22 protein-coding genes, 1 pseudogene and 1 riboswitch are annotated in these 26,341 nt (G+C 43.0%); of the genes and pseudogenes, 18 read left to right on the forward strand and 5 right to left on the reverse strand.

Annotated features, from left to right (window positions below; all coding sequences use genetic code 11):
* The first annotated feature begins 20 nt into the window (after window positions 1–20).
* Together FYJ75_RS09310 and FYJ75_RS09315 are read left to right on the forward strand one after the other, a co-directional pair.
* Window positions 21–1,394, forward strand: coding sequence for a sodium-dependent transporter (locus FYJ75_RS09310; protein WP_154430182.1), 1,374 nt, complete (start codon window positions 21–23; stop codon window positions 1,392–1,394).
* A gap of 28 nt (window positions 1,395–1,422) precedes the next feature.
* A complete protein-coding gene (locus FYJ75_RS09315; RefSeq protein ID WP_154430183.1) occupies window positions 1,423–2,289 on the forward strand; it encodes a deoxyribonuclease IV in 867 nt (288 codons plus the stop codon).
* Between the two features lie 114 nt (window positions 2,290–2,403).
* Here the strand turns inward: FYJ75_RS09315 and FYJ75_RS09320 are convergent.
* Both FYJ75_RS09320 and FYJ75_RS09325 read right to left on the reverse strand, forming a co-directional pair.
* A pseudogene (locus FYJ75_RS09320) lies at window positions 2,404–3,077 on the reverse strand (nucleotidyl transferase AbiEii/AbiGii toxin family protein).
* A complete protein-coding gene (locus FYJ75_RS09325; protein ID WP_154430184.1) occupies window positions 3,078–3,671 on the reverse strand; it encodes a type IV toxin-antitoxin system AbiEi family antitoxin domain-containing protein in 594 nt (197 codons plus the stop codon).
* Window positions 3,672–3,885: 214 nt separating this feature from the next.
* Here FYJ75_RS09325 and FYJ75_RS09330 point away from each other — a divergent pair, with 214 nt between their 5' ends.
* From FYJ75_RS09330 to FYJ75_RS09355, 6 genes are all read left to right on the forward strand, one after another.
* Window positions 3,886–4,602, forward strand: a complete 717-nt coding sequence (locus tag FYJ75_RS09330) for an ABC transporter ATP-binding protein (RefSeq protein WP_154430185.1) — start codon at window positions 3,886–3,888, stop codon at window positions 4,600–4,602.
* 12 nt (window positions 4,603–4,614) lie between these two features.
* Window positions 4,615–6,306, forward strand: a complete 1,692-nt coding sequence (locus FYJ75_RS09335) for an ABC transporter permease (protein ID WP_154430186.1) — start codon at window positions 4,615–4,617, stop codon at window positions 6,304–6,306.
* 61 nt (window positions 6,307–6,367) lie between these two features.
* A riboswitch (cobalamin riboswitch) is annotated at window positions 6,368–6,570 on the forward strand.
* Between the two features lie 257 nt (window positions 6,571–6,827).
* Window positions 6,828–8,447 (forward strand): sirohydrochlorin cobaltochelatase, encoded by a 1,620-nt coding sequence (locus tag FYJ75_RS09340; protein ID WP_154430187.1) that lies wholly within the window; start codon window positions 6,828–6,830, stop codon window positions 8,445–8,447.
* A gap of 53 nt (window positions 8,448–8,500) precedes the next feature.
* Window positions 8,501–10,024 carry an ABC transporter substrate-binding protein gene (locus FYJ75_RS09345; protein WP_235907059.1) on the forward strand — a complete coding sequence of 508 codons (1,524 nt, stop codon included), beginning with the start codon at window positions 8,501–8,503 and terminating at the stop codon, window positions 10,022–10,024.
* Between the two features lie 117 nt (window positions 10,025–10,141).
* Window positions 10,142–11,143 carry a FecCD family ABC transporter permease gene (locus FYJ75_RS09350; protein WP_154430189.1) on the forward strand — a complete coding sequence of 334 codons (1,002 nt, stop codon included), beginning with the start codon at window positions 10,142–10,144 and terminating at the stop codon, window positions 11,141–11,143.
* A 109-nt stretch (window positions 11,144–11,252) separates the two neighbouring features.
* Window positions 11,253–12,407, forward strand: coding sequence for an ABC transporter ATP-binding protein (locus tag FYJ75_RS09355; RefSeq protein ID WP_154430190.1), 1,155 nt, complete (start codon window positions 11,253–11,255; stop codon window positions 12,405–12,407).
* A 325-nt stretch (window positions 12,408–12,732) separates the two neighbouring features.
* Here FYJ75_RS09355 and FYJ75_RS09360 read toward each other — a convergent pair whose 3' ends face one another.
* Window positions 12,733–13,212 (reverse strand): hypothetical protein, encoded by a 480-nt coding sequence (locus FYJ75_RS09360; RefSeq protein WP_154430191.1) that lies wholly within the window; start codon window positions 13,210–13,212, stop codon window positions 12,733–12,735.
* Window positions 13,213–13,216: 4 nt separating this feature from the next.
* Window positions 13,217–13,426, reverse strand: a complete 210-nt coding sequence (locus FYJ75_RS09365; RefSeq protein ID WP_154430192.1) for a helix-turn-helix transcriptional regulator — start codon at window positions 13,424–13,426, stop codon at window positions 13,217–13,219.
* Between the two features lie 369 nt (window positions 13,427–13,795).
* Here FYJ75_RS09365 and FYJ75_RS09370 point away from each other — a divergent pair, with 369 nt between their 5' ends.
* The 10 genes from FYJ75_RS09370 (at window position 13,796) to FYJ75_RS09415 (ending at window position 25,051) form a co-directional block, all read left to right on the forward strand.
* A complete protein-coding gene (locus FYJ75_RS09370; RefSeq protein WP_154430193.1) occupies window positions 13,796–14,899 on the forward strand; it encodes an ABC transporter substrate-binding protein in 1,104 nt (367 codons plus the stop codon).
* 76 nt (window positions 14,900–14,975) lie between these two features.
* Complete coding sequence (locus tag FYJ75_RS09375; RefSeq protein ID WP_154430194.1) at window positions 14,976–16,145, forward strand: iron-containing alcohol dehydrogenase; 1,170 nt, start codon at window positions 14,976–14,978, stop codon at window positions 16,143–16,145.
* Between the two features lie 85 nt (window positions 16,146–16,230).
* On the forward strand, window positions 16,231–16,572 hold the full coding sequence (locus FYJ75_RS09380; protein ID WP_154430195.1) for a P-II family nitrogen regulator: 342 nt from the start codon (window positions 16,231–16,233) through the stop codon (window positions 16,570–16,572).
* 20 nt (window positions 16,573–16,592) lie between these two features.
* Complete coding sequence (locus tag FYJ75_RS09385) at window positions 16,593–17,729, forward strand: ABC transporter ATP-binding protein (protein WP_154430196.1); 1,137 nt, start codon at window positions 16,593–16,595, stop codon at window positions 17,727–17,729.
* Complete coding sequence (locus FYJ75_RS09390; protein WP_154430197.1) at window positions 17,716–18,585, forward strand: ABC transporter permease; 870 nt, start codon at window positions 17,716–17,718, stop codon at window positions 18,583–18,585. The genes FYJ75_RS09385 and FYJ75_RS09390 overlap by 14 nt, the downstream gene beginning before the upstream one ends.
* Window positions 18,586–18,589: 4 nt before the next feature.
* Window positions 18,590–19,411, forward strand: coding sequence for an ABC transporter permease (locus FYJ75_RS09395; protein ID WP_154430198.1), 822 nt, complete (start codon window positions 18,590–18,592; stop codon window positions 19,409–19,411).
* 51 nt (window positions 19,412–19,462) lie between these two features.
* On the forward strand, window positions 19,463–20,545 hold the full coding sequence (locus FYJ75_RS09400; RefSeq protein ID WP_195838985.1) for an ABC transporter substrate-binding protein: 1,083 nt from the start codon (window positions 19,463–19,465) through the stop codon (window positions 20,543–20,545).
* An 89-nt stretch (window positions 20,546–20,634) separates the two neighbouring features.
* Window positions 20,635–22,263, forward strand: coding sequence for an amidohydrolase (locus FYJ75_RS09405; RefSeq protein WP_154430200.1), 1,629 nt, complete (start codon window positions 20,635–20,637; stop codon window positions 22,261–22,263).
* Window positions 22,264–22,287: 24 nt separating this feature from the next.
* Window positions 22,288–23,373: an ABC transporter substrate-binding protein gene (locus tag FYJ75_RS09410; protein ID WP_154430201.1), complete on the forward strand. Its 1,086-nt coding sequence runs from the start codon at window positions 22,288–22,290 to the stop codon at window positions 23,371–23,373.
* A 10-nt stretch (window positions 23,374–23,383) separates the two neighbouring features.
* Window positions 23,384–25,051 (forward strand): amidohydrolase, encoded by a 1,668-nt coding sequence (locus FYJ75_RS09415; protein WP_154430202.1) that lies wholly within the window; start codon window positions 23,384–23,386, stop codon window positions 25,049–25,051.
* Here FYJ75_RS09415 and FYJ75_RS09420 read toward each other — a convergent pair.
* Window positions 25,048–25,872 carry a MerR family transcriptional regulator gene (locus FYJ75_RS09420; protein WP_154430203.1) on the reverse strand — a complete coding sequence of 275 codons (825 nt, stop codon included), beginning with the start codon at window positions 25,870–25,872 and terminating at the stop codon, window positions 25,048–25,050. The genes FYJ75_RS09415 and FYJ75_RS09420 overlap by 4 nt on opposite strands.
* Window positions 25,873–26,341 lie beyond the last annotated feature (469 nt).

Here is a 26,341-nt window from a genome sequence, read left to right on the forward strand (position 1 = left end):
AAGTCAGAGGAGCAGAAAACATGAATCAACATGGCAAAAAGCGGAGTACATTCTCCGGAAAGTTAGGTTTTGTCTTATCCGCGGCAGGAGCATCGGTAGGACTTGGAAATATTTGGCGTTTTCCATATTTGGCGGCAAAATATGGTGGTGGAATTTTCTTTATTATATATATTGCACTGACATTGACGTTTGGTTACACGATGATCATTGCGGAGACCTCGCTTGGGCGTATGACAAGAAAAAGTCCTGTAGGGGCATATCAGTCGTTTGGTAAATCCAGATGGCTGTCATTTGGTGGATGGATCAATGCGATTATCCCGCTTCTTATTGTTCCATATTATTCGGTAATCGGTGGATGGGTAATCAAATATCTGATCGAGTATCTGATGGGGCATGCGGAAAGTCTTGCAGAGGACGGATATTTTGGAGAATTTATTTCAGGTGGAGTATCAGCGGAGATTTGTTTTATCATATTTATGCTGATTACCGTTGCAATTATTTACAGTGGTGTGCGCAATGGTGTGGAACGTGTTTCAAAATTTATGATGCCGATCCTTGTAGTGCTGGCAGTGGTAATCATGGTGTATTCCGTCACAAGACCGGGGGCGCTTGCCGGCGTGAAGTATTTTTTGATTCCACAGCCTGAGAATTTTTCCTGGATGACAGTTGTAACAGCTATGGGACAGATGTTTTATTCATTGTCTATTGCAATGGGTATCCTTGTTACATTTGGCTCTTACATGAAAGATGATGTTTCGATTGAAAAATCGACCGTAAATGTCGAGATTTTTGATACGGCAATTGCTGTTATGGCTGGACTTATGATTATTCCGGCGGTATTTTCTTTTTCTGGCGGCGATGCGGAAACATTACAGGCCGGTCCTTCTCTTATGTTTATTACGATTCCGAAAGTATTTGCAAGTATGGGATTTGGATCAATCGTTGGAGTGCTGTTCTTTTTCCTTGTATTGTGTGCAGCGCTCACAAGCTCTATTGCATTGACAGAGAGTGCGGTATCGACTTTTGAAGATGAACTTGGATGGGGAAGAAAGAAATCTGTTGTGATTCTTGCAGGAATCATGTTTGTTTTAGGCAGTTTATCATCGCTTGGTTATGGTCCACTGCAAGGCATGAAAATTCTTGGAATGGCCTGTCTTGATTTCTTTGATTTTCTTACAAATTCCGTGATGATGCCGATCGCGGCAATTGCGACATGTTTTCTGGTTACAAAAGTAATCGGGATTGATAAAATCAATGAGGAAATGACAAAAGAGAATGGTACATTTAAGAGAAAGCGAATCTTTGTATTTATGATCCGCTTTATGTGTCCGATTTTTGCGACAATTATTTTAATTAGTTCCATCGCAAACGCATTTGGATGGATTTCGATGTAATTGCAATTTCAATAGTTTGGAGAATAAAATGAGTCAGATTAAGCTTGGAAGCCATGTTGGAATGGCAGGAAAAGAAATGTTTCTTGCCTCAGCGAAAGAGGCGGCGTCTTATGGAGCCAATGTGTTTATGTTATATACAGGAGCACCTCAGAACACCAGAAGAAAAGAAATCGAAGAACTGAATATTGACGCAGGCTGGGAATACGCTCATGCACATGGAATCGATGAGATCGTGGTGCATGCACCGTATATCATCAACCTTGCAAATACGGTAAAACCGGAAACATTCGAGCTTGCGGTGGAATTTCTTGAAAAGGAGATCATCCGTACTGCGGCAATGCGCAGCAGGATACTTGTTCTTCACCCGGGAAGTCATGTGAACGCAGGTGTGGAAGCGGGAACAGAGCAGATCATCAAAGGGTTGAATACCGTATTGAACCAGAATGAGGATGAAGTATATATTGCACTTGAGACCATGGCTGGCAAGGGAAGTGAGATTGGAAGATCTTTTGAGGAGATTAAGGCTATCTATGAGGGCGTGGACAAAAAAGACCGGCTGCGGGTATGCTTTGATACCTGTCATGTCAATGACGCCGGCTATGATCTGGTCGGTCATTATGATGAGGTATTTGCGGAATTTGACCGTGTGATCGGACTGGATCAGATCGCAGTATTTCATGTCAACGACAGTATGAATCTGCTTGGCGCACACAAAGACCGGCATGCAAATATCGGAAAAGGGACCATCGGATACGATACATTACATAAAGTGGTGCATGATGAGCGATTTTTATCTGTGCCGAAAATATTGGAAACGCCATGGCTTTGCGAGGAAGGATCAACCAAAAAGACAATCCCTCCTTATAAAGAAGAAATCGCATGGCTGCTTGAGTAATGAGCACAAGAGGTCCGGAGGACCTCTGCTCTGCGCCTTGAGCGCACTTGCAACCGATGAACCACTTGAATATGCAAGGTTATATCTTGAATTTTGATGAATAGTATACTTATTTTAAAATTTATTCGAATATCCAATTTGATATAAATATCGAACAGAATCCATGACGATATGCCATGGAATGTCAGCAGCGTAAGAATAATTTTTTTGATATGTTTTCCATAGTTTCTCCATAACCGGACTTGATTCAACTTCATCAAATATTTCTCTTATATCTTCAGATTCTATTTGCTTCAATGTTCCACGTTTTCTAGCTGTAGCTACAAGTGCATTCCATAATACTTCCTTTTTGAGTTGGTCGCCATGTAGCTTTTGTAAGATATAAATATCATAAAAATCTCTCATTCGTGTATTCGTAACATTTCGGCGAACAACCGTTTCCAATTTTTCAGCCAATACCGTTTCCAGATTATATGCCCATAACTGAATTGTGCGATCTTCAAGCATAAAATTAAAGTTGTACTTGATTTCTTTTGGTGTAATTACATCCCCTGTAGAAATATCAATCTTTAATGGGCGTGATTACACCATCAAATTTGGTTTCCATGCTTACACGAACACCAGGATAATCTGCTTCTTCCATGATTTCCGATATCCGTTTGATACGAAACGAGACACCATCGTCTAGTGGAATCGATATAATTCCGCATCAAAATTTGTGCATCTGCGGATTTTTTCTTTGACATATTCCGAATCAAATCTTTTAACTGCCTTGCTGTTGTTATCATTTAAAGCAACACCTCCAGGTATGGTCTTAATATCTTTTCAACGTGAAACATGGATGCATATTTCATAAGCATCCGCAAGTTTTTATCCTGATGTCTGGCATATTGCTTTAATGCATCCTGAAAGACCTGTATTTCTATATTTTTTCGACTGCGAAGCAGATCACAAATTGTCCGCTCCATATTATAAACCGGAACAGAATGCCCAAATGATGTCTGCATAGTTGTAATTCCTGTTTCATGTAATTCTTTTTTCACGGTATACACTTGAAAACCATCTTCCTGCAAACGACTTGGATTATATCCAGTTCTTACTGTTATAGTGTATTTCAAAGGCTCTCTGTCCGTTAAATCGTGAAAAAACAATGCGGTTTCGTGAGAAAATACAGCCTGGCTACAACGCAAATGTAAAATGTACATAGCATCTGTCCACGTATCCGGTGATACATACACGCCATGAGCAGCTTGTTCTAATTCACGTTCCTTCACATATGCATAAAACATAGATTTACTAATTCCATTATTTATAACTTGAAAAGTCTGGATCGTTCCCCCACATTTATGCAACAACAAATCTAATTTTTCAAATTGAGTCATATAGTATCTCCTTTCATGCTAATATGATAATGCATATTAGCATGAAAGTAAATATGAGTAGAACAAATGAAAAAATGATATTGCCATGCATATAAGTGTTACCACTTTTTGAAAGTTTTCTTGTAATAAAAAATATATTTGATATAATGAACTTAAATTAGTTGCAACTAACCCGAAGAAAAGTTATGAAAATCAGGATAGAAAGGAAACTTTTATGTCAGAAGAAGAAAGAAAATTTTTAGAGATCGTAGATCTGAAAAAGGGATTTGGGAGCGGAGAGACCAGGCAGGAAGTGCTGCGAGGAATGAATTTTTCGGTTGCAAAGGGAGAATTCTGCGTACTTCTTGGACCTTCCGGCTCAGGAAAATCCACGCTGCTTAATATCATCGGAGGAATCGATCAGGCAGATTCCGGCTATATTTCGATCGGCGGCGATAAACTGGAAGATATGGGAGAAAAGAAGCTTACGCAGTACCGCAGGAAACACCTTGGTTATGTGTTCCAGATGTACAATCTGATCGGGAACCTGAATGTGAAGGAAAATATCGAGGTTGGCGCATATCTGTCCGATTCACCGCTTGATATTGATGATCTTCTCCACACACTGGGGCTTTTTGAGCACAGATATAAACTTCCGAACCAGCTTTCCGGTGGACAGCAGCAGAGAGTATCCATCGGACGTGCAATCGTAAAGAATCCGGATATTCTGCTCTGTGACGAACCGACCGGAGCTTTGGATTACAATACTTCCAAGGAGATCCTAAAGTTGATCGAGGATGTCAACCAAAAATATGGCAATACGGTTATTATGGTTACACATAATGAAGCAATCCGTCATATGGCAGACCACGTGATCAAGCTGCGTGACGGGGCAGTACGGCATAACGATGTGAATACCGATAAGGTTTCCGCAGCAGATTTAGAGTGGTAAGGGGTGTGAAAAATGAAGAAAAAAATAAAAAATCCACTCATAAAACGAATTCCGAAGGAGCTGTCGGATGATTTCCGGAAATGTCTGACGGCACAGACTCTGATGCGCCAGAATGAGTTAAAGGATTACGTGCCACGATATGCAAATCCGGCGATTAATTTTGCAACAGACGATATGGGTTCCGATGTGGCAATGGGCGGAGTGCTTCTGGACATTCTGATTGTAATCATAGCATTTATTTTTGCCGTTACGATCAGCAATACGATTGTAAAAGAAGCTTCTACAATCGGAACACTCAGAGCCTCAGGATATACAAAGGGCGAGCTGATCCGTCATTATCTTTCCATGCCGGTGATCGTTACACTGTTTGCAGCATGCGTTGGAAATATCCTCGGGTATTCCGTATTTAAAAATGTAGTGGTATCAATGTATTATAACAGTTACAGTCTGCCAACCTATGAAACAATCTGGAATCCGGACGCATTTGTGAAAACGACACTGATCCCGGTCGTTCTGATGTTCGTCGTGAACCTGGTCGTAATCATCCGCATGATGCAGCACACACCGCTTCAGTTTTTACGACATGATCTGAAAAAGACAAAGCGTAAAAAGGCAATGCGCCTGCCAAAATGGAAGTTTTTCAGCAGATTCCGTCTGCGTGTCATGCTTCAGAATATACCGAATTATCTGATCCTTTTTGTAGGAGTGCTCTTTATTATGATCATGCTGGCAATGGCAGTTGGAATGCCAGATACCTTAAAATACTATCAGGATCATGCGGATGATCTGATGTTTGCAAAATACCAGTATGTACTGAAATCTTATCAGGATATGTCTGGTAATGCGATCACAACCGATAATCCGGACGCGGAAAAATTCGCGATGAAATCGCTGGTGCGCAAAGGAGAAGCACTTGATGAAGAGATTTCTGCATATGGAATTGAAGATGATAGTAATTATGTGAAGATTGCAGATCTGGATGCGCTCGAAGACACGGAGGTCTATATCTCAGAATCTTATGCAGAAAAATATGAACTTCATAAGGGCGATACGATCATTCTGGATGAAAAATACGAGGATAAACAGTATGATTTCCGGGTAAAAGGAATTTACGATAAGTGTCAGAGCATTGCCATATTTATGCCGATTGACAATTACCGGGATACATTCGATCTGAAGAAGGAAGTTTTCAGCGGTTATCTGTCAGACAGCAGGATTACAGATATTGATCATGACTGCATCGCAACTGTGATCACGAAGGAAGATATTACCAAAATGTGTGATCAGCTGAATCATTCCATGGGATCGTACATGACTTATTTCCAGGTTCTGTGCATCCTTTTGTCGGTTGTGCTGATCTATCTGCTGACCAAGCTGATCATAGAGAAAAATGAAAATGCGATTTCCATGACGAAAATACTTGGTTATGAAAACAGGGAGATTGCAAGCCTGTATCTGCTTTCCACAACCATTGTACTGGTGATCGTAGATGCGCTCAGCGTGATACTTGGTGCGACTGTTATGAATATTGCATGGAAACAGATCATGTATGAATACAGCGGCTGGTTTTCGTTTTTCATCAAACCACTTGGGTATGTGAAAATGTTTGGTTTTGTTCTGATCGGATACCTGATCGTTATGGTACTGGATTTCATAAGAATCCGGAAGATACCAATGGATCAGGCACTGAAAAATGTAGAATAAAAGTTGTTATTGTAAATCAAAGATGAATATGCTAGTATGGTTAAAGTTTCATAAGAAAGATAATTGGTGCCGGTCATTGTTTGCATAGATACAGGCAAAATGCTTCATTATGCTGCTTTGGACCGGTTAAAAGGGAAACAGGTGCAAGTCCTGTACGATCTCGTCACTGTGATTAGGGAGTGTGGATTCGATTACGTCACTGATGCATGGCATTGGGAAGGCAGAATTCATATGAGGATCTATCAGCCAGGAAACCTGCCAGTTGTCTGGTACAGGGAAAACGGCAGCTCCGTAATTCCCAGATCACGAGTAATTGGTCGTACTGTTATATGCATCTCTGTCAGTAGGCAGGTTTCCTTTGCATGGACTTTATTACTCCACTTAAATAGTTTAAGCGGAGTTTCTATTTTTATGCATTTTATGCAGGAATCCATTTTCGTGAACCTATGAACTGACTAGGCAGTTGCGAAACTCTCATATGTAAATGCCTAACGAAACACAGTTGAGAAAAGGAGAAAAATATGAAAAAGAGAACACTGGCGTTACTTGCAGCGTGCACCCTTACCATTGGTATGCTTGGCGGATGCGGAAGTGACAAAACAAAAGACACAACAGAATCTGTACAGAACACACAGAGCACACAGGATGACGATCAGGCAGCTGCAGATAAAGTCGCAGATCTGATCGATGCAATTTATGTACAGACAAGAAATGACAAAACAGATGAGCAGTGTGCAGAAGCAAAGGCAGCATGGGATAAACTTACAGATGCACAGAAAGAGCTGGTTTCCGGAGAGAACGCAGATCCTGATTATTTTGGAAGAGATACAGGAGATGCATCCAAAGATGATCCTTTAAATGAGGACAATATCGGAGAAAATGAACTTCTTGTTGTAAGTTTCGGAACTTCCTTTAACGACAGCCGTGTTGCTGATATCGGAGGAATCGAAAAAGCACTTGCAAAAGCTTACCCAGACTGGTCTGTAAGACGTGCTTTCACAGCACAGATCATTATCAACCATGTTCAGGCAAGAGATGATGAGAAGATCGACAACGTTGACCAGGCTTTGGAAAGAGCTGTAGCAAACGGTGTAAAAAACCTTGTTGTTCAGCCTACACATCTGATGCATGGTGCAGAGTATGATGAACTTGTAGAAACACTTGATAATTATAAAGATAAATTTGAAACAGTTACCGTTGCAGAGCCATTACTCGGTGAAGTTGGGTCTGATGCAACAGTTGTAAACGAGGACAAAGCAAAGGTTGCAGAAGCAATCACAGCAGAAGCTGTTAAGACAGCAGGATTTGATTCTTTAGACGCTGCAAAAGACGACAACACAGCATTTGTATTTATGGGACATGGTACTTCCCATACAGCAAAAGTAAGCTACAGCCAGATGGCAACACAGATGAAAGATCTTGGATATGACAATGTATTCATCGGAACTGTAGAAGGTGAGCCGGAAGAAACTGCATGTGAGAATGTCATTGAAGCAGTGAAAGAAGCAGGCTACAAACATGTTGTATTAAGACCACTTATGGTAGTTGCCGGTGATCATGCAAACAACGATATGGCCGGTGATGATGACGATTCATGGAAGAGCCAGTTCGAAGCAAGCGGATACTTCGACAAAATTGATACACAGATCTCAGGTCTTGGCGAGATCGATGCAATCCAGCAGATCTATGTTGATCATACCAAAAACGCAATTGAGTCACTTGGAAACATTGTAACATCTTCAGAGAGCACAACAGGTGCTCTCGAAGATGGCATTTATACCGCAAAATTTAATACAGACAGCAGCATGTTTCATGTAAACGAGGCAAAGAACGGATGTGGAGAGCTTACGGTAAAAGATGGTAAAATGTCCATTCATATCAGCCTTGTATCCCAGAAAATCGTTAATCTTTATGTTGGAACAGCAGCAGATGCAGCAAAAGACGGAGCTGAACTGTTACAGCCAACAACAGACACGGTTACATATGATGATGGAACAACAGAAGAAGTTTATGGATTCGATGTTCCTGTAGAAGCTTTAGATAAAGAATTTGACCTTGCAATCCTTGGAACAAAGGGTGAGTGGTACGATCACAAGGTAAGTGTTTCTGATCCTCAGCCAGCATTGACAGATGCCAACTAAAGAAGCAGATGTTTTTTCCAGAGGAAATAAAAGGAGACCGGAGAGGAATCTGTATGAATAAGAAAAAAATTGCAGCAGTTATGTTATCTGTGTTTATGTGTATGCAGATATTTGCCGGATGCGGAACCGGAAGTAATCAGAATGCAACGGAAACAGCAGACCAGAGTGGCACAGAGCAGGCTGGAAACGTGACGGAAAGTGAAACGGATGAAGTGGCGGTTCTGGAGGATGGCGAATACACCGTAAATGTTACGCTGGAAGGTGGAAGCGGCAAAGCTACAGTGGACCAGCAGGCAAAGGTTACCGTGAAAGACGGGCAGGCGTATGCAACCATTGTATGGAGCAGCACACATTACGACTACATGCTTGTGGACGATCAGAAATACACGAATGAGAATGAAGGCGGCAATTCCACATTTACATTCCCGATCAGCGGAGTTCCGTGTCAGATGGATGTAGTGGGTGATACGACAGCGATGAGTACACCGCACGAGATTGATTACACACTGACATTTTCTTTTCCGGAAGATGTCAGTTTCAATGATCTGGAGTGTAATGGAAGCATGAAATTATCTTATGCGGATCAGTTCAGCGTGGAGCAATATGGAGCATATAAAATGATTACGATCGTGAACAACGGTCGTTTTTTGCTTATTCCGAAAGGGGTAAGTGAACCATCGGATGTGCCATCGGATGTTGTTGTTTTACAGCAGCCCCTGAATCATGTATACATGGTATCCAGCGCGGTTATGGATCTGGTGTGCCAGGTGGATGCACTGTCTCATGTAACATACACAGGAACTAAGCAGTCAGACTGGTATGTGCAGAAAGCAGCAGATGCGATGGAGGATGGAAGTCTGATCTACGCTGGAAAATACAGTGCGCCGGACTATGAAATGCTTCTTGCCGGTGGCTGCAATTTTGCTGTTGAAAATACCATGATCACGCACAATCCGGAAGTGAAAGAGAAGTTGGAGGAGCTTGGAATCCAGGTTATGGTTGAGCGTTCCAGCTATGAAAAGCATCCGCTTGGAAGACTGGAATGGATAAAACTTTTTGGCGTTCTGTTTGGAAGGGAACAGCAGGCCAAAGCGTTTTTTGAGGAACAGGAAGCCCGTGTCACACCAATCCTGGAAAAGGAAAATACCGGACGTTCTGTTGCGTTTTTCTCGGTTGCATCCGATGGAACAATCACAGTAAGAAAGCCAAATGATTATGTTGCATCAATGATCGAGCTTGCGGGTGGCAATTATTCCCTGAACGGATATGTTGACGGAGAGGAGAATGCACTTTCCACAATGAAAATGCAGATGGAAGACTTTTACGCAGCGGAAAAGGATGCGGATGTGCTGATCTACAATGGAACAATTGAAGGAGAACTTACTTCGATTGATGAACTTTTGAAAAAAAACAGTTTATTTGCGGATTTTAAAGCGGTAAAATCAGGACAGGTCTATACAACGGGAAGCAATTTTTATCAGCAGACCAGCGAAACCTGTGATTTTATTGAAGATCTGAACAAGATCCTGACGCAGGATACAGACACAGAATATCATTTTCTGAAGAAACTGGATTAACATGCGATGGATGCAGTAAAAATGATGGATGGTATTTGCCAGATTTCAGATTATTGGAAACGGATTTCACAGATGTCAGTTGCTTGAATTTGGGAAAGGTAGAATGACGAGGAAATTATGAAGAAGCGTTATATTATTTCGTTTGGGTTATTTATTGTGCTTTTAGCAGGGCTTTTTCTATGGAACGTAGGTGTAGGAAGTGTGGAAATGTCATTTTCAGATTTCCTGGGACTGTTTGCGAAAAACACCGATAATCCGACTCTGTATCAGATTGTCTGGAAGATCCGTCTTCCGAGAATTGTTGCCGCAATCCTGCTTGGAGGAGCACTTTCGGTATCCGGTTTCCTGCTTCAGAGCTTTTTCCAGAACCCGATCGCGGGACCTTATGTGCTTGGAATCTCATCCGGAGCAAAACTTGTGGTTGCACTTACCATGATTTTTCTTCTGGAAAAGGGCATTATGATCAGCTCTTTTGGCATGGTTGCAGCCGCTTTTGTAGGATCGCTGCTTGCTATGGGGTTTGTACTTCTGATTTCTTTTCGTGTGTCACGTATGTCGCTGCTTGTTGTCTGTGGAATCATGATCGGTTATATCTGCTCGGCAATCACAGATTTTTGCGTGACGTTTGCAAGCGATTCCAATATCGTGAACCTGCACAACTGGTCGATGGGAAGTTTTTCCGGAATGACATGGGATAACATCCGCATTATGACCGTGCTGGTGGGAGTTACCGTTGTGGTTACGTTTTTCCTTGCAAAACCGATCGGCGCGTATCAGATGGGGGAATCTTATGCGAGAAACCTTGGCGTGAATGTTAAGGCGCTCCGGATCGGGCTTATTCTGCTTTCGAGTCTTCTGTCGGCATGCGTGACGGCTTTTGCCGGACCCATTTCCTTTGTAGGAATTGCGGTTCCGCATCTGGTCAAACTTGCGACAGGCACAGCAAAACCAATCGTTTTAATACCGGGGTGTTTTCTGTGTGGTGCAGTTGTGACCTTATTCTGTGACGGTATCGCACGCACCGTATTTGCACCGACCGAGCTCAGCATCAGTTCTGTGACGGCAGTATTTCTTGTTCCGGTCGTCATTGCGGCGATGCTGCGCAAGCAGAAACTGTGAAAAAATAGATTATGCAATAGCTAATTGCAAAATTTGCAGAAATGTACGGTGTAATGAAGTGCTTTTGGACATATACGGAGAAAATACATCAGGCAAGGAGAATGAAATGATGAGTGAGAAGCAAATCAGGCAAGAGACTTCCGAAAATGACGGTTTTGAAAATAAGAATTCCGGTCTCTGGACGCAAAATCTGACGGTTGGTTATGACCGCATTCCCTTAATCCGGGATGTAGAGTTGCATGTGCATCCGGGCGAAATCCTAACGCTGATCGGACCGAATGGATCCGGGAAATCCACGATTTTAAAAACGATCACAAAGCAGTTGTCAAAAATTGCCGGAACGATATACGTGGAAGGAACTCCGGCAGATAAATTAAAAGACAGTGAGATATCAAAACAGCTTTCCATGGTTATGACAGAACGGCTTCGGACGGAGCTTATGACAGGCCGGGAAGTTGTGGCATCCGGGCGTTATCCTTATACCGGAAAACTTGGAATTTTATCCGAAGAGGATTGGAAAAAGGTGGACGAAGCGATCGAACTTGTGAATGCCAAAGAAGTGGCAGAGCAGGATTTCCGGCGAATCAGTGACGGACAAAGACAGCGGCTGATGCTTGCCAGAGCAATCTGCCAGGATACGCAGATCCTCGTACTGGATGAACCGACCTCCTATCTTGACATGGGATTCAAGCTTGACATTCTTGCAAATATCCGAAGGCTTGCAAGAGAGAAAAACATAGCAATCATTATGTCACTTCATGAACTGGATCTCGTATCAAAGATTTCGGATACGGTTGCCTGCGTCAAAGGTGACAAGATTGACAGAATCGGAACTCCAGAGGAGATTTTTACAGGGGATTATATTCAGAAATTGTATGGTGTAGATGAGATGAGTTTTGACCCGGTCACAGGGCAGGTCTTTTTGCATGTAGAGAAGAAAGCACCGGAGGTTTTTGTGATCGGCGGTGGTGGAAGCGGAATTGCGGTATATCAGAAGCTGCAACGGAAACAGATTCCGTTTGCAGCAGGTATACTTCAGGAAAATGATGTGGAATTTGCAGCTGCCAGAGCGCTTGGCTCTGAGGTCGTAAGTGAGAAGGCATTTTCATCTATTGGCATGGATAAGGTCGAAAAGGCCAAACAGCTGATCGACAGCTGCCATTCCTGCATCTGCGCGGTAGATGAATTCGGACCGCAGAACGAGGCGTGCCTGAACTTAAAAGAATATGCTCAGGAGAAGGGGAAATTGATGTATTCTGTATAAACCGATTGGGTGGCGAAAGATGGTTTTCAGATTAGTGGTTGGCAAATTGCACAAAGCAGCGACCGATTTTGTGACTTGGGAGAAAATTAGAAAATCTTAGTTTACCTGCCTGTATACAGTGTTTTGCTGCCATGGACGGCTGCAAAAGTCTTAACGCCCCATGGACGGGGCGTTTAAGACGTACACGTCACTTTGCAAAAAATAATTCAGGTAAACTTAGATTTTCTTATTTTCGTACAATGGAACATAATTGGTACTGCTTTGTGCAATTTGTTATTCAAAAATGGAAAGCCACATTTTGGCACCTTAATTATAAACATTAAGTTTATTCCTCTTCCCCAGTGTAGGTTCTGGTATAATACAGTCTGCAGATTTTGACGGTAGCTGAGAAAATAATGATGCATGCCAGCATAGCGATAAAGGCTTCCAGGCTGAAATAGCTTACAATGAAAGCGGCGATCAGTACGATGACAATAGCGAATTTCAGGCCCTTTTGTCCGGCGATTGCAGCAATCTGTTCGGTTCTTTCGTCATGATTTTCATTGTATAATCTGCGAAGTTTCGTCTCATCTTTTAAGGCTGTCAGATTCTTAGCGATGTTAAGAAGCGAGAACACTTCGATTACGATCACAAGTCCGATGAGCACTCCATGAGCAAATTCAGCGGCATGTGGGTCGCTGTACTGTGGAGCCAGATGACCGGAGTTTGTCAGAATGATGGCAAACAGTCCGAGAAGCGCCAGCATTGAATAAAATCTGTTCTGTTCCTGAATTTCTTTTTTCATTTTCATAAGTTTCTTTTCCATTGTTTTACTCCTCATTTTCGATTTCACTAAAGTCAAATACTTCTTCAATTGACAGGTTAAAGTAATGTGCGATCTTATATGCAAGTCCGAGGGACGCTGTATATTTGCCAACCTCGATCGAGGTGATCGTCTGGCGTGTGGTTCCGACGATGTCGGCGAGCTCACTCTGCGAAAGCTTCTGAGCTTTGCGGAGTTCTCTGATCCGGTTCTTCATTGATGTTTCGTCCTCCAAATGTGTTGTAACTTTAAAATGTTTTGCATAGCTTGCTTTGCAAATATAGAATAGTTTACTTTGCATTAAATGTCAAGTATGTTTTGCAAAAAATGTCAAGTTTATTTTACATCAAAAAAATCAAAGAAAATAAAAAAGGTATTGACTCTGGTATAATACCATAGTATATGATGCAAAATATCAAAAGTGCAAAGAGGTACTTAAGGGGTTTTCCCTTAGGTACCTTTTTCTGGTTAGAAAGCAGTCAAAGGCGATGTGGGAAAGCCTCTGACTGCTTTTTTTACCTGGAAGATGAAAAGGATTTTTGATAGGATAGCTGAAAATGTTTAGAAAGAAAAGGAGGTAGTTCATATGAAAAAGAGTTTGAAAAGGATTGCTGGTTTATTACTTACTGGATGCATGACCGTTGCTTTACTTGCCGGATGTGGCTCTGGTTCATCTGGAACGACAGAATCCAGCAGCTCAGGTGACACGGAATTAAATGTCTGTCTCTGGGATGGCATGTTTTCCGAAGATGCGATAAACAAGTTTGAGGAAGAAGAAGGCTGCAAAGTCAATGTAACATATATTGACAATACCGATACACTGATCAGCAAGCTAGTTGAAGGTGGTTCTGATTATGATGTATGTGATATCGAAGCCGCATATGTAAAATCCTTTGTAGACAACGGATTAATCCAGAAAATGGATCATTCAGCGATCACTAATGAACAATATGAAGAACCTTCTCTTCTTGAAAAAGGACCGATCGGAGATGAGAATCTGGATTATGTAACCCCGGATTCGAATGCGGGATTTACCGGAATCATCTATAACAAGGAGACATGTCCAATCGAGATCAAGTCCTTTAAAGATCTTGCAGATCCGGCACTGAAAGGTCAGATCGCAATGGTAAATTCAACGATTTCATTGTATGGAGCAGCACTTGAAGCATTAGGATACAGTGCCTCCTCCACAGATGAGCAGCAGATCTCAGAAGCCAATGATCTGCTGACAGATATTAAGAAAAATGTAAAAGCATTTGTCGGTGAGAGTTGTGTGTCGGCGCTTGTAAATGGTGAGTGTTCGGTCGCTCTTTCCTGGGATTATGCGGTGCTTTGTTTTGATGATGAAGCAAACTGGGATAAATTCGATATCGCCGAGATTGATTCTCCGTATGAGGAATTCATCCAGTATTGGGGCATTACCTCAGGCTGCAAAAAGACGGAACTTGCACAGAAGTTTATCAACTATATGATCAGCCCGGAAGCAGTTGCAATGCATATTGATGAGTGGGGTCAGATTCCAATGGTACAGAGACAGTACATTGAGGAATATCTTCCGGAAGGTTTTTATGATAATCCTGCAATCACAAAATATGAGGAACTGGAAAAGAACAGCTGGCTTGTAGCGGTTGATGATGAGCAGATCAACATTATGGATAAATATTATACCTTTTTGATGGGCGGAAATTAAATACATCGGGATATTGTTTACATACGGGTTGAGCCGTAATGTATTGGAAACAGATCAGAAGAAAGGGCAGGCAAGTATGGAGAATTTTATTTACAATGTACCAACGAAAATTGCCTTCGGAAAAGGACAGATCAGAATGCTCCCGGAATTTGTAAAGGAATACGGGAAAAAGGTATTGCTGGTCTACGGTGGAGGAAGCATTAAACGGACCGGAATCTATGGGGAGGCGGTAAAGCTTCTGAGCGAAAACGGAATTTTTTATACCGAGTTGTCAGGCGTGGAGCCGAATCCACAGATCGCGACAGTAAGGAAGGGAATTGAGATCTGCAAAAAAGAGCAGATTGAGGTCCTGGTGCCAATCGGAGGCGGAAGCACGATCGACTGTGCCAAGGCGATCGCAGTCGGAGTATTCTATGATGGCGATGCATGGGATATCGTAAAGAACAATGAGCTGATCACGGATGCACTTCCGATCGTAAGTGTTCTTACTGTAGCAGCCACCGGTTCTGAGATGGACAGCAGTTCCGTGATCAGTAATGCGGCAGAATGTGATAAGGCAGAGATCAACGCAGACATTCTCTATCCGAAATGCTCGATCTTAGATCCTTCCTATACATTTACGGTTCCGGCGTATCAGACAGCAGCAGGAGTTGCAGATATTATGTCACATATTTTTGAATACTATTTCAGCGGAATGGATATACCTGACATACAAAAAGACATGATGGATGCGGTTTTAAAGGTGTGCGTCCACTACGGACCGATCGCGGTAAAAGAACCGGACAACGAGAAGGCAAGAGCCAATCTGATGTGGGCGGCGAGCTGGGCAATCAATGGATTTATCGCATGTGGAAATTTCAGCAGCTGGCCGTGTCACGCAATGGAATATCAGCTGACAAACCAGTATCATGTAACACATGGACATGGAATGGCAATCATTGATGCCGCGTGGATGGAGCATATATTAAGTGAGCGGACGCTTGCAGATTTTACAAGGTACGCAGATGCGGTATTTGGTATCACAGGCAAAGATCCGTATGAGACCGCAAGGACAGCAATTGAGAAGACAAAAGCCGTGTATGAAGAGATGGGACTGACACTGACACTCAGGTCGATCGGAGCCAGTGATCCAGGCGACATTCCAAAAATGGCAGAGAAAGCGGTCACTGAGTTTGGTCTGGATGACGCAGGTGAGATGTCACTTACCATTTCCGATGCAGCGCAGATATACGAAAGCTGCTATTAAAAAATAACATTGATCCGAAACAGTCAAAGGCGACAAAAAATCCCTTTGACTGTTTTTTTATACACAACACAAGGAGGTAACCATTATGAAAAAGATAGAGGTAGTAACAAGACCGGAGAAATTAGTTGGGTTAAAAGAGGTGTTAGCGTCCCATAACTGCATGGGAATGACGGTTTACAGTGTTATGGGCTGCGGACGTCAGAAAGGCTATCTGCCTGAGATGAATTTTACCGGAGATGACATTAACCTTCTCCCGAAGATTATGGCTTTTGTTGTTGTTGAGGATGAGGTTGTTGAGGATATTCTGGCAGATATCACAGCAACGATCGGAACCGGTAAGAATGGTGACGGAAAGATTTTTGTAACAGATGTGCTTGAGGCGGTACGTGTCCGCACGAATGAGCGTAATTCTGACGCAATAGGATAGAAGATTGGAGGCACATGGTTATGAGTAAAACAATTGTTTCGATAATGAATGTTGAAAAAATGTATGGAGAAAATCATGTTGTAAAAAACATGAACATGAATATAGCGGAGGGAGAATTCCTGACACTGCTCGGTCCATCCGGCTGTGGAAAGACGACCACGCTCCGCATGATTTCCGGATTTGAGATGCCGACAGCTGGTGCCATCAAGGTTCAGGGTGAAAGTGTTGAGAAAAAAGAACCGTATCAGAGAGATGTAAACACCGTGTTCCAGAATTATGCGTTATTTCCGAACATGAACGTCTATGATAACGTTGCCTATGGTTTGAAAGTGAAAAAAGTGCCGAAAAAAGAGATCCATGAAAGAGTTATGGAGGCACTTCGGATGGTTCAACTGGAAGGCTTTGAAAAAAGAAGGATCACACAGATGTCCGGAGGACAGAAACAGAGGGTTGCGATCGCCAGAGCCATTATCAACCGTCCGAAAGTTCTCCTTCTGGATGAACCACTCGGCGCACTTGACCTGAAGCTCCGGAAACAGATGCAGATCGAATTAAAAAGACTTCAGAAGAAGCTTGGAATTACATTTATCTATGTTACTCATGACCAGGAAGAAGCGCTTACAATGTCGGACCGCATTGCGATCATCAATGAAGGGCGGATTGAACAGATCGACACGCCGGTCGAGATATATAAACATCCAAAGACAAAATTTGTTGCGAACTTCATCGGAGAGACCAATCTTCTGGACGCGGTTGTCTTAGAGGTCAATGGAGATACCGCAGTCATCGGTACTGAGGTCGGAAAAGCCATGGTACAGCTTGATCCAAAGGATAAAATTGCGGTAAACGATGGACTTGCCGTATCCGTAAGACCAGAGCATATGAAGTTTTCGAAAACTCCGGTGGATGGATTTACGATCAAAGGTATTGTAAAAGAAAACATTTTTGTAGGTAATCTGATTAAAATGATGATCAATTTAAATGATGGAACGGAGATCCGTGTGAACCGTTTTGATGCATCGGATCTGTCAGAACCCGGAGAACTGGTTTATCTGTACTGGGATCTGCCAAAGGGCGTTGTCATCAAGGAAAAAGAACTGATCCATACGGATTCAGTTAAGGACATCGAGGGAGGTGATCCGGATGAAGAAGAGTGAAAAATCAAAAAGAGCAAAACTGGCCAATCTGATCATGCAGGCACCGCTTGCCGTGTGGATGATCGCATTTGTGCTTGCGCCGTTTGCACTGCTTGCATTTATGAGTTTCATGACAAAGGGACCGCTTGGCATCATACAGTATAAGCCGACGATCGCAAACTATAAGGAAATGTTTAATCCGGTTTATGCAACGGTTATCAAGCAGTCGCTGGTTGTAGCCGTATGGACGACGATTCTTACCGTACTGATGGGATATCCACTTGCAAGCTTTATTGCAAAGGTAAAAGCAAAGACTTCCTCACTGCTTACCGTGCTTCTGATGCTTCCGCTCTGGGTAAGTGGTCTGGTCGTACTTTACAGCTTTGTTATCCTCTTGAACAGCAGCGGCGTCATCAACAGTTTTCTGATGTCGATTCATCTGATCAAAGAACCGCTGGAACTTTTATATAATAACTTTGCAATCATTGTAGGTATGATCTACATGTTTCTTCCGTTTGCCGTGCTTCCAATGTATTCCTCGATCGAGAAGCTTGATCCGGGTCTGATCGAAGCCTCAAAGGATCTTGGAGCCGGACCGGTAAAGACATTTTTTAAGGTAACACTTCCGCTTACATCGCCAGGTATTTTTGCAGCAGTGATCCTGACTTTTATTCCATGTATCGGATATTACATGGTAACTGATATGCTGGGAGGCGGAACAAGCCTGATGATCGGTAACCTGATCTACCGTCAGTTTACGGTATCAAGAGACTGGCCGTTTGGTGCAGCCCTTTCTATGGTGCTGGCACTGATCATTTTCCTTATGGTATTTATTTACACCAAGCTTGGTGGAGATTTGGATGATTTAGGAGCATAAGCCTATGAAAAAGAAAACATTGGTGAATAAAATTCACAAAATATATGTCATATTGTTATTTTTGTTCTTCTATGCACCGGTTGCAGTCATGGTTGTATTTTCATTCAATACAAGCAAGGCGAACGTGGTATGGCAGGGATTTACCACAAAATGGTACAGCAAATTAATGGGAGACAGCGAACTCTGGAAGATCTTTGGAACAACAATCCTGATCGCCGTGCTCACAACGGTTTTTGCAACGCTGATTGGAACAATGGGTGCAATCGGCTATAAAAAATCCAAAAGCAGATTTGCAAAGCTGATTACAAATTCCGTATATTTTCCAATTGTTATTCCGGAGATCGTGCTTGCGGTCGCAATGTTTATGATCTTCAATACCGCAGGTATTTCACTTGGCGTACCAATCATCGTGATCGGAAATACAACGATCTGCCTGCCATATGTATACATAACCGTAAAATCACGACTGGTCGGCATGGACCCATCCATCGAAGAGGCATCCTTAGATCTTGGGGCGGACAGGGTATATACGTTGTTTCATGTGACAATTCCACAGATTATGCCAGGTATTATTTCCGGAGCATTTATGGCATTTTCCCTCTCACTGGATGAACTGATCGTAACTTCATTCCTTGCCGATGCAGGAACGACAACACTTCCGATGAAGGTTTATTCCATGATGAAAAAGGGTGTTTCCCCGGAGATCAATGCGCTGACAACAATTATCTTTGCGGTAAGCATTCTCGGAGTTGCAGCATATCTGATTTTTGACGCGGTAAAAACACATCAGGATGCAAAAGCAAAACATAAACTTGTAGATCTGTAGGATTACAGAAATTTCTGCAGATGGATGATACAGAATCAGGAGGAAAAGGATATGAAAAGAAAAATAATTGCCGGTTTTATGGTTGCAGTGCTCGCAGCAGGCTGTATCACAGGATGTGGGAGCAGTTCCGGAGATGGTACAGAAAGTGCTTCTGCCGGAGATACTTTAAATGTACTGACATGGGAGGGCGATGTCGCGGATGATCAGATTTCCGGATTTGAGAAGGAATATGGTGTGAAGGTCAATGTAACCTATGTGGAGGACACCAATACGATCCTTGCCAAAATGCTTCAGGGAAGCAATGAATATGATGTCATCGATGTGGAGAGTGCATACGTCAAATCCTTTGTGGATGCCGACCTTTTAGCACCTTTGGATTATGATGCGATCACCAATTATGACAATATTGAACCTTCCTATGTGGAAAAAGGCCCGATCGGCGATGAAGACTTAAAATACAGTCTTCCGATCAGCGGACCACTGTATACCGGTGTTGTCGTAAATAAAGAGACCTGTCCGATTGAGATTACTTCGTTTAAGGATCTTGCAGATCCTGCGTTAGAGGGACAGCTCTGGTGCACGAATGCAACCATTTCCCTTTATGCAGGTGCGTTAAAGGCACTTGGATATTCTCCAAACAGCTCGGATGAGAATGAATTAAATGAGGCACAGGAGCTTTTGCAGAAGATTAAACCGAATGTCAAGGCGTTTGGTGCAAGCTCGATTTCCTCTCTTGAAACCGGAGATTGCTCCGTAGCGTATACTTATGATTACAACATGTTAATGTGTGACGACAAAGAAAACTGGGATAAATTCGAGATCATTCCGGATACGACACTTGGTTATACCCAGTACTGGACGATCGCAGCATCATCCAAGAAACAGAAGCTTGCAAATGAATTTATCAATTATGCTTATACAGAGGATGCCGCTGCAGCAATTGCAAATGAGTGGGGCGGTGTTCCAGCTGTCAAACAGGATCTGATCAAGGACGACGTTGACAGCGATTACTTTGATAATCCAATTATGCAGCAGTTTGCGGATATGTGGCCGGATCACGAAGATCTTGCGGCAAGTGATGAGCAGACCGCAGCTATGGATACGTTGTATAACGAGCTTATGAGTGGACAGTAAACAAAAGAAAATAGCAGCTCCCCTGATTGTACAAGGTTGTGCAGTTGGGGGATTTTTCTGTGAAAAAAGCAGTAACAGGAGGAATTGACATGACAGCAGATTTGGCAGTATTTGGAAAAGTATTCACCTCAGAAGATGAGGCTTTTTATGCAGAGGGATTTGCGGTAAAGGATGGAAAAATCCTTGCTGTTGGGACAAAAGAAGAAATCCAGCAATATATTGGAAAACAAACAGAGGTGCATACCTATGACACCGGAATCATTGTTCCGGGTTTTACAGAGGGACATGCACATATCAGCTCTACCATAGAGTTTATGACAGGACCGTTTGTGGAAGCGGATTCCATTGAAAAATGCCAGAAGATCATCAAGGATTTTGCAGATTCGCATCCTGAGAACCCGACGATCGAAGGCGGAGGCTTTGATCCGGGATTGTTTGGTCCGGACGGACCGACCGCGGACATCATCGATGCGGTAGTCAGTGACCGTCCGGTTATCATTTCGGATGAAGGTCATCATTCCGTGTGGGTGAATACAAAGGCACTTGAGCTCGCAGGAATCACAAAAGATACACCGGATCCGGAGAATGGTAAGATCAATCATTATCCGAATGGTGAGCCGAGCGGATTTTTACAGGAGATGGCAATCGATCTGATCACTCCGGCGCTTGCTGTTCCAGAAGTTTCAGATTATAAGAAAGCGATCCTTTACTATCAGCAGATCGGACTGTCCCACGGAATCGTGTCGGCTTTTGAGCCGATGCTCAGCCATACAAAGGACGAACCTGTGCGCATGGCTGCTTATGATGAACTGGATCAGGAAGACCAGTTAAAGATCACATACCGTGTAGCGCCGACATTAAATCCGTCGGACAACACCGATGAGTTTTATAAACAGGCGGTTGCATATCACAAGCATTTTGCATCAAGGGAAAAAATCCAGGTCAATACGATCAAGTTTTTTATGGATGGCGTTGTTGACGGACATACAGCACTTCTGCGGGAACCATATCAATTAGAGCCGCTTGACTGCGGTCCGCTTATGTTTGAACAGGAAGATCTGAACAAACGCATGGAACGGGCTTTGCAGGAAGGATTCAGTATCCATGTACATGCGATCGGAGATGCTGCGATCGATGAGGCACTGAATGCATTTGAGTATGCGCAGAAAAAAGTCCCGGGAAAGTACCGCAACGCGATCACACACCTTCAGGTGTGTCAGCCGGATCAGCCAAAGCGGATGAAAGCACTTAATGTGGTGGCGGTCGTAAATCCATACTGGCATTATGAGACACCGCTGTATGAGCCGTTAGAATTTCCATTCCTCGGAAAAGAGCGTGCAGAGCATATGTATTATGTGAAGAGTTATCTCAATGAGGGCATCGTGATGAGCCAGGCAAGTGATTTTCCGGTTACTGTCCCGCCGGATACGATGTTCAGCTTACATATGATGGTGAACCGTTTTGACCCGAAAACTTCGAAAAAACCATATTTTCCGGAGGAATGTATCGGCGTTGAGGATGCATTAAAAGTACTGACGATCGGTGGCGCTTATGAGAATTTCCTGGAGGAGAAAAAGGGCTCGATCAAAGCCGGAAAAGACGCGGATTTTGTTGTTTTAAGCAGGGATGTTACAACAATTCCGAAGGAAGAGATTTATAAGACAAAGGTGCTTGAAACATGGATCGGAGGAGAATGCTGTTACATGTTTGAGGAGTAGAGAATAGAAAGGAGTTTTTAGCTTATGAGAAAAAAATTAGTATCTGTTATTTGTATTCTGACACTTGCAGTATTGAGCCTGTGCGGATGCGGCAGTAAACAGGAAAGTACAGGAGGCACACAGACAGGACAATCAAAAGAGATAAATGTGATGATCTGGGATTCCACTTATCCAGATGAGGTTTTTGACCAGTTTGAGGAGGAAACCGGAATCCATGTCAACGTTTCCTATATCACAAATACGGACGAACTGATCACCAAGATGGTATCCGGAGAAAATGAGTTTGATTATGTGGATGTGGAATCTGCATATGTTAAGACATTTGTGGAAAACGGTCTTTTAGCCAAAATTGATTATGATAAGATTCCAAATTCTAAAAATATCGATGATAAATTCTGGGGTGCGGTCGGCGATGAGAAAAATGAATATACAATGCCGGTATCAGACAATATTTACAGCCTTATCGTGTATAACAAAGAAACCTGTCCGATTGAGATCAAATCCTTTGCTGATTTGGCAGATCCGGCACTCGAAGGACAGGTATGTATGATCAATTCCACCATTTCGCTTTATGGAACAGCACTCGAGAGCCTCGGTTATTCTGCTGATTCGACCAGTGAGGATGAGATCGCTGAGGCAAATGAACTGCTTGGCAAAATTAAAAAGAATGTAAAAGCGTTTATCGGAACATCTGCAATGTCGCAGCTTGAGACCGGCGATTGTTCCGTTGCATTCTGTTACGACTATCCATATCTTATGATGGATAAAAATAACTGGGATAAATATGGAGTTGCTGCAATTGACAGTGGATATGAGCGTTCAAACGGCTTTGTCGGAATTCCTGCTTCCAGTGAGAAGAAGGATGAGGCAGAGGAATTTATGAATTTTATCCTTCAGCCGGAGATTCAGGCAGAATTTGCACAGGAAGCCGGACAGGCATCGCTTTTGAAGAGAGATCTGATGACGTCTGTTATGCCGGATGGATATTATGATAATCCGTACTTTAATATGGACCCAGGTATCGAGGAAAATTCATGGCATATTGCAATTGATGATGACCAGATCGCAATTATGGATAAATACTATACGATGCTGATGGGAAGCGAATAGGAGACCGCTTATGGGAGAATATATTTTATATCATGCAAAAATCTGGACTGCAGAGAATGATGCAGAATGGGCAGATGCTATGTGGGTAAGTGGGGATAAGATCCTTGCAGTAGGTGCATATCAGGATATGGAAGATGTTGCTTCGGCACATGTCAGGAGAATTGACATGAACGGGCAGATGATTATTCCGTCTTTTGTGGACTGTCATGTGCACATTACAACGGTAGCAAGGAGCAGCTGGCTTCTGGTACTCGACAAAGACAGTTATGCAGATCTGGATGCAATGCTTGCGGATATCGGAAAATATGCAAAGCAGCATCCGGTGGAAGAGGTGCCATACATTTATGCGACACCATGTCTGCAGGAGTGGATGGAACACGCAGACAAAACAATGCTCGACCGGTATGTATCAGACCGGCCGGTGTTGTTGTGCGATGAAGGTTTTCACAGCTGTCTGATTAACAGCCGGATGCTGGAACTTCTGGAGGTTGACGAACATACACCCTATGATCCGACCACAAGCATGAATTATGCCAGAGATGCGCATAATGTGCCGACTGGAATTGTGTACGAACACCGGTATGAAGCAGATCTTCCGAAAATGTATGAGAAGATCCACTGGTGTCCGCCGGATCAGAGTGATCCGGCTGTAATCGGTCCGATTTTAAAACAGTTTAACGATTATGGAATCACAGCAGTACTGGATGGTTTCACAGAAGGAGATGAAACTTTTGAGGGGTTAAAACGCATTGAGGAGAAGGGGGAACTTCACATGTATTACCGTGGGAATTCCCTGTTTAAAAAACTGTCGGATCTTCCGGACGCGATCGAACAGGCGAGACGCTGGAATGAGAAATATCAGGATTCGAAGATGCAGACGGAGTGTATCAAGCTGTTTCTGGATGGCACGAATGAGCTTGGTACAGCAGCTCTCATGGAGCCGTTTGTGGAAGATCCGGATAATTACGGTGTGATCAATATGGAAGAAAAAGAACTGACAGAGGCTATGCTTCAGATCAACGAAGCAAAGCTTGATCTGCAGATTCATATGGTAGGGGACAGGGCATTCCATACGGCAGTGAATGCGGTGGAAAATGCGAAGAAGAAACTGGAGCAGGAAGGAAAGAAATTTACGAGCAGAGTAACGCTTCTGCACTGCGAACTGACGAAACCAGAGGATCGCAGGCGGGCAGCAGAACTCGGTATCTACATTAATATTACACCACACTGGAATGGCGGGATTTTTGGAGATGCTGCACTTAAAATCGTTGGAAAAGAGCGGTTTGATACATTCTATTCTTTCCGCGATTTTATCAGATATGGAGCCGTATTAAGCTGTAGTTCGGATATCGTAAGTATTGAGGAGTTAGACCGGGCAAATCCGTTTGCAGCAATGCAGATCGCAGCAACAAGAAGAGATCCGCAGTCATGCTTTGAAGAACGTCAGCCGGCATCAGAGAAGCTTCCGGTGAGGGATATGATGCTTGGTTTTACGATCGAAGGAGCAAAATGTATGCACATGGAAAAGGAGATTGGTTCTCTTGCAAAGGGGAAAAAGGCGAACTTTTGTGTATTAAACAGGAATGTATTTGAAGTTCCTGTGGATAAGTTAGGGACAACAGAGACAGTTACCGTGGTATTTGAAGGAAGTCCGGTGAAAGGCGGACTTCCGTATTAGGATGGTTCGACAGGAAGCTGGATCTCAATCAGATATTCCGCTTCATCGCTGGTTTCGTACTCATCGATATAGCAGAATTCAATGGGTTCCCTTGTGACGGTGTAGCCATTCTTTTTGGCATAGTCGTACAGGGAAGGCAGCAGTTTTTTCGTCTTTGTAAGAGGGCCGCGGTAAAGAATGGAGAGATAAAGCCCTTCTGGAAGAGTATAATTGCACTCTTTTTTATTGAGCGAATCGGAATAGAAAAATACGTTTTTTGTGCGGTAATATGAAGAATCCGGGTTGCTTCCGGGAAGATCTAACGTGTAGCAGTCGCAGACACCGATGGTACCGACATAGTTTTTATATTGGTTCATATAGTCGATCAGATAATAATCGACCATGTCATCGGTCAGATGGGCATCGTGGATCATAATGCAGTTCCTTGCAGGAAGCTGTAATTCTTCAATGCGTTCATCATGGTATCTGGCTTCCATGTCTGTGATGGTTTCCAGGCGGCTTTCCAGATTTTTGCGGACATAGCGGAGACGGTTGATCTCCTCATCAATCGCAGAAAGCTCAGAGCTTAACATCTGCTGGGTCTTCTGGACCGTTCTGTCAGTAATGAGAGAGCGGATCTGCTCTGTGGAGAAGCCGAGTCCCAAGAGTTCGCGGATCAGTGCAAGCCTGCGGAAATCTTCCATGGTATAGAAACGGTAGTTATTTTCCGGATTCCGGATCGGATTCAGGATTCCAACCTTTTCGTAATAGCGGATGGAATCGACTCCAATATGAAAAGCTCTGGATAATTCGCCGATTTTAAAGGTCTTTTCAGTTCCCATACGTATCCCTCCATAAAATTTAAAAAACATATTGACTCTGGTATTACACTAGAGTTTAGCATAGGTATAACAGCAAGGCAAGGGCGCTTTTCAGGTGCCCTTGCCTTTTGCTTTATAGGGTTAGGGTGTCAAAAGGCGGCTTTTAATGTTCTAATTGGCAAATTGCACAAAGCAGTGCCGATTATGTTCCATTGTCCGAAAATAAGAAAATCTAAGTTTACCTAATTTGTTTTTTCTCAGAGTGACGTGTACGTCTTAAACGCCCCGTCCATGGGGCGTTAAGCCTTTTGCCGCCATCCATGGCAGCAAAACACTATGTACAAGCAGGCAAACTAAGATTTTCTAATTTTCTTCCAGGTCACAAAATCAGTCGCTGTTTTGTGCAATTTGCCAGCTATAAGCTGAAAGCCACCTTTTGACACCCCAACCCTACAAAACAAAATGCCCCAAAACAATGGGACATGGAACT

The organism is Roseburia porci (assembly GCF_009695765.1).
Taxonomy (GTDB): domain Bacteria; phylum Bacillota; class Clostridia; order Lachnospirales; family Lachnospiraceae; genus Roseburia; species Roseburia porci.

What these genes read in the sequence shown, in the direction of transcription:
- FYJ75_RS09310 (WP_154430182.1), top strand. Translation starts at nt 21, where the DNA reads ATGAATCAACATGGCAAAAAGCGGAGTACATTCTCCGGAAAGTTAGGT.
- FYJ75_RS09405 (WP_154430200.1), top strand. Translation starts at nt 20,635, where the DNA reads ATGACAGCAGATTTGGCAGTATTTGGAAAAGTATTCACCTCAGAAGAT.
- FYJ75_RS09355 (WP_154430190.1), top strand. Translation starts at nt 11,253, where the DNA reads ATGAGTGAGAAGCAAATCAGGCAAGAGACTTCCGAAAATGACGGTTTT.
- FYJ75_RS09410 (WP_154430201.1), top strand. Translation starts at nt 22,288, where the DNA reads ATGAGAAAAAAATTAGTATCTGTTATTTGTATTCTGACACTTGCAGTA.
- FYJ75_RS09360 (WP_154430191.1), bottom strand. Translation starts at nt 13,212, where the DNA reads ATGGAAAAGAAACTTATGAAAATGAAAAAAGAAATTCAGGAACAGAAC.
- FYJ75_RS09375 (WP_154430194.1), top strand. Translation starts at nt 14,976, where the DNA reads ATGGAGAATTTTATTTACAATGTACCAACGAAAATTGCCTTCGGAAAA.
- FYJ75_RS09335 (WP_154430186.1), top strand. Translation starts at nt 4,615, where the DNA reads ATGAAGAAAAAAATAAAAAATCCACTCATAAAACGAATTCCGAAGGAG.
- FYJ75_RS09385 (WP_154430196.1), top strand. Translation starts at nt 16,593, where the DNA reads ATGAGTAAAACAATTGTTTCGATAATGAATGTTGAAAAAATGTATGGA.
- FYJ75_RS09415 (WP_154430202.1), top strand. Translation starts at nt 23,384, where the DNA reads ATGGGAGAATATATTTTATATCATGCAAAAATCTGGACTGCAGAGAAT.
- FYJ75_RS09370 (WP_154430193.1), top strand. Translation starts at nt 13,796, where the DNA reads ATGAAAAAGAGTTTGAAAAGGATTGCTGGTTTATTACTTACTGGATGC.
- FYJ75_RS09400 (WP_195838985.1), top strand. Translation starts at nt 19,463, where the DNA reads ATGAAAAGAAAAATAATTGCCGGTTTTATGGTTGCAGTGCTCGCAGCA.
- FYJ75_RS09350 (WP_154430189.1), top strand. Translation starts at nt 10,142, where the DNA reads ATGAAGAAGCGTTATATTATTTCGTTTGGGTTATTTATTGTGCTTTTA.
- FYJ75_RS09325 (WP_154430184.1), bottom strand. Translation starts at nt 3,671, where the DNA reads ATGACTCAATTTGAAAAATTAGATTTGTTGTTGCATAAATGTGGGGGA.
- FYJ75_RS09390 (WP_154430197.1), top strand. Translation starts at nt 17,716, where the DNA reads ATGAAGAAGAGTGAAAAATCAAAAAGAGCAAAACTGGCCAATCTGATC.
- FYJ75_RS09365 (WP_154430192.1), bottom strand. Translation starts at nt 13,426, where the DNA reads ATGAAGAACCGGATCAGAGAACTCCGCAAAGCTCAGAAGCTTTCGCAG.
- FYJ75_RS09330 (WP_154430185.1), top strand. Translation starts at nt 3,886, where the DNA reads ATGTCAGAAGAAGAAAGAAAATTTTTAGAGATCGTAGATCTGAAAAAG.
- FYJ75_RS09315 (WP_154430183.1), top strand. Translation starts at nt 1,423, where the DNA reads ATGAGTCAGATTAAGCTTGGAAGCCATGTTGGAATGGCAGGAAAAGAA.
- FYJ75_RS09380 (WP_154430195.1), top strand. Translation starts at nt 16,231, where the DNA reads ATGAAAAAGATAGAGGTAGTAACAAGACCGGAGAAATTAGTTGGGTTA.
- FYJ75_RS09395 (WP_154430198.1), top strand. Translation starts at nt 18,590, where the DNA reads ATGAAAAAGAAAACATTGGTGAATAAAATTCACAAAATATATGTCATA.
- FYJ75_RS09340 (WP_154430187.1), top strand. Translation starts at nt 6,828, where the DNA reads ATGAAAAAGAGAACACTGGCGTTACTTGCAGCGTGCACCCTTACCATT.
- FYJ75_RS09420 (WP_154430203.1), bottom strand. Translation starts at nt 25,872, where the DNA reads ATGGGAACTGAAAAGACCTTTAAAATCGGCGAATTATCCAGAGCTTTT.
- FYJ75_RS09345 (WP_235907059.1), top strand. Translation starts at nt 8,501, where the DNA reads ATGAATAAGAAAAAAATTGCAGCAGTTATGTTATCTGTGTTTATGTGT.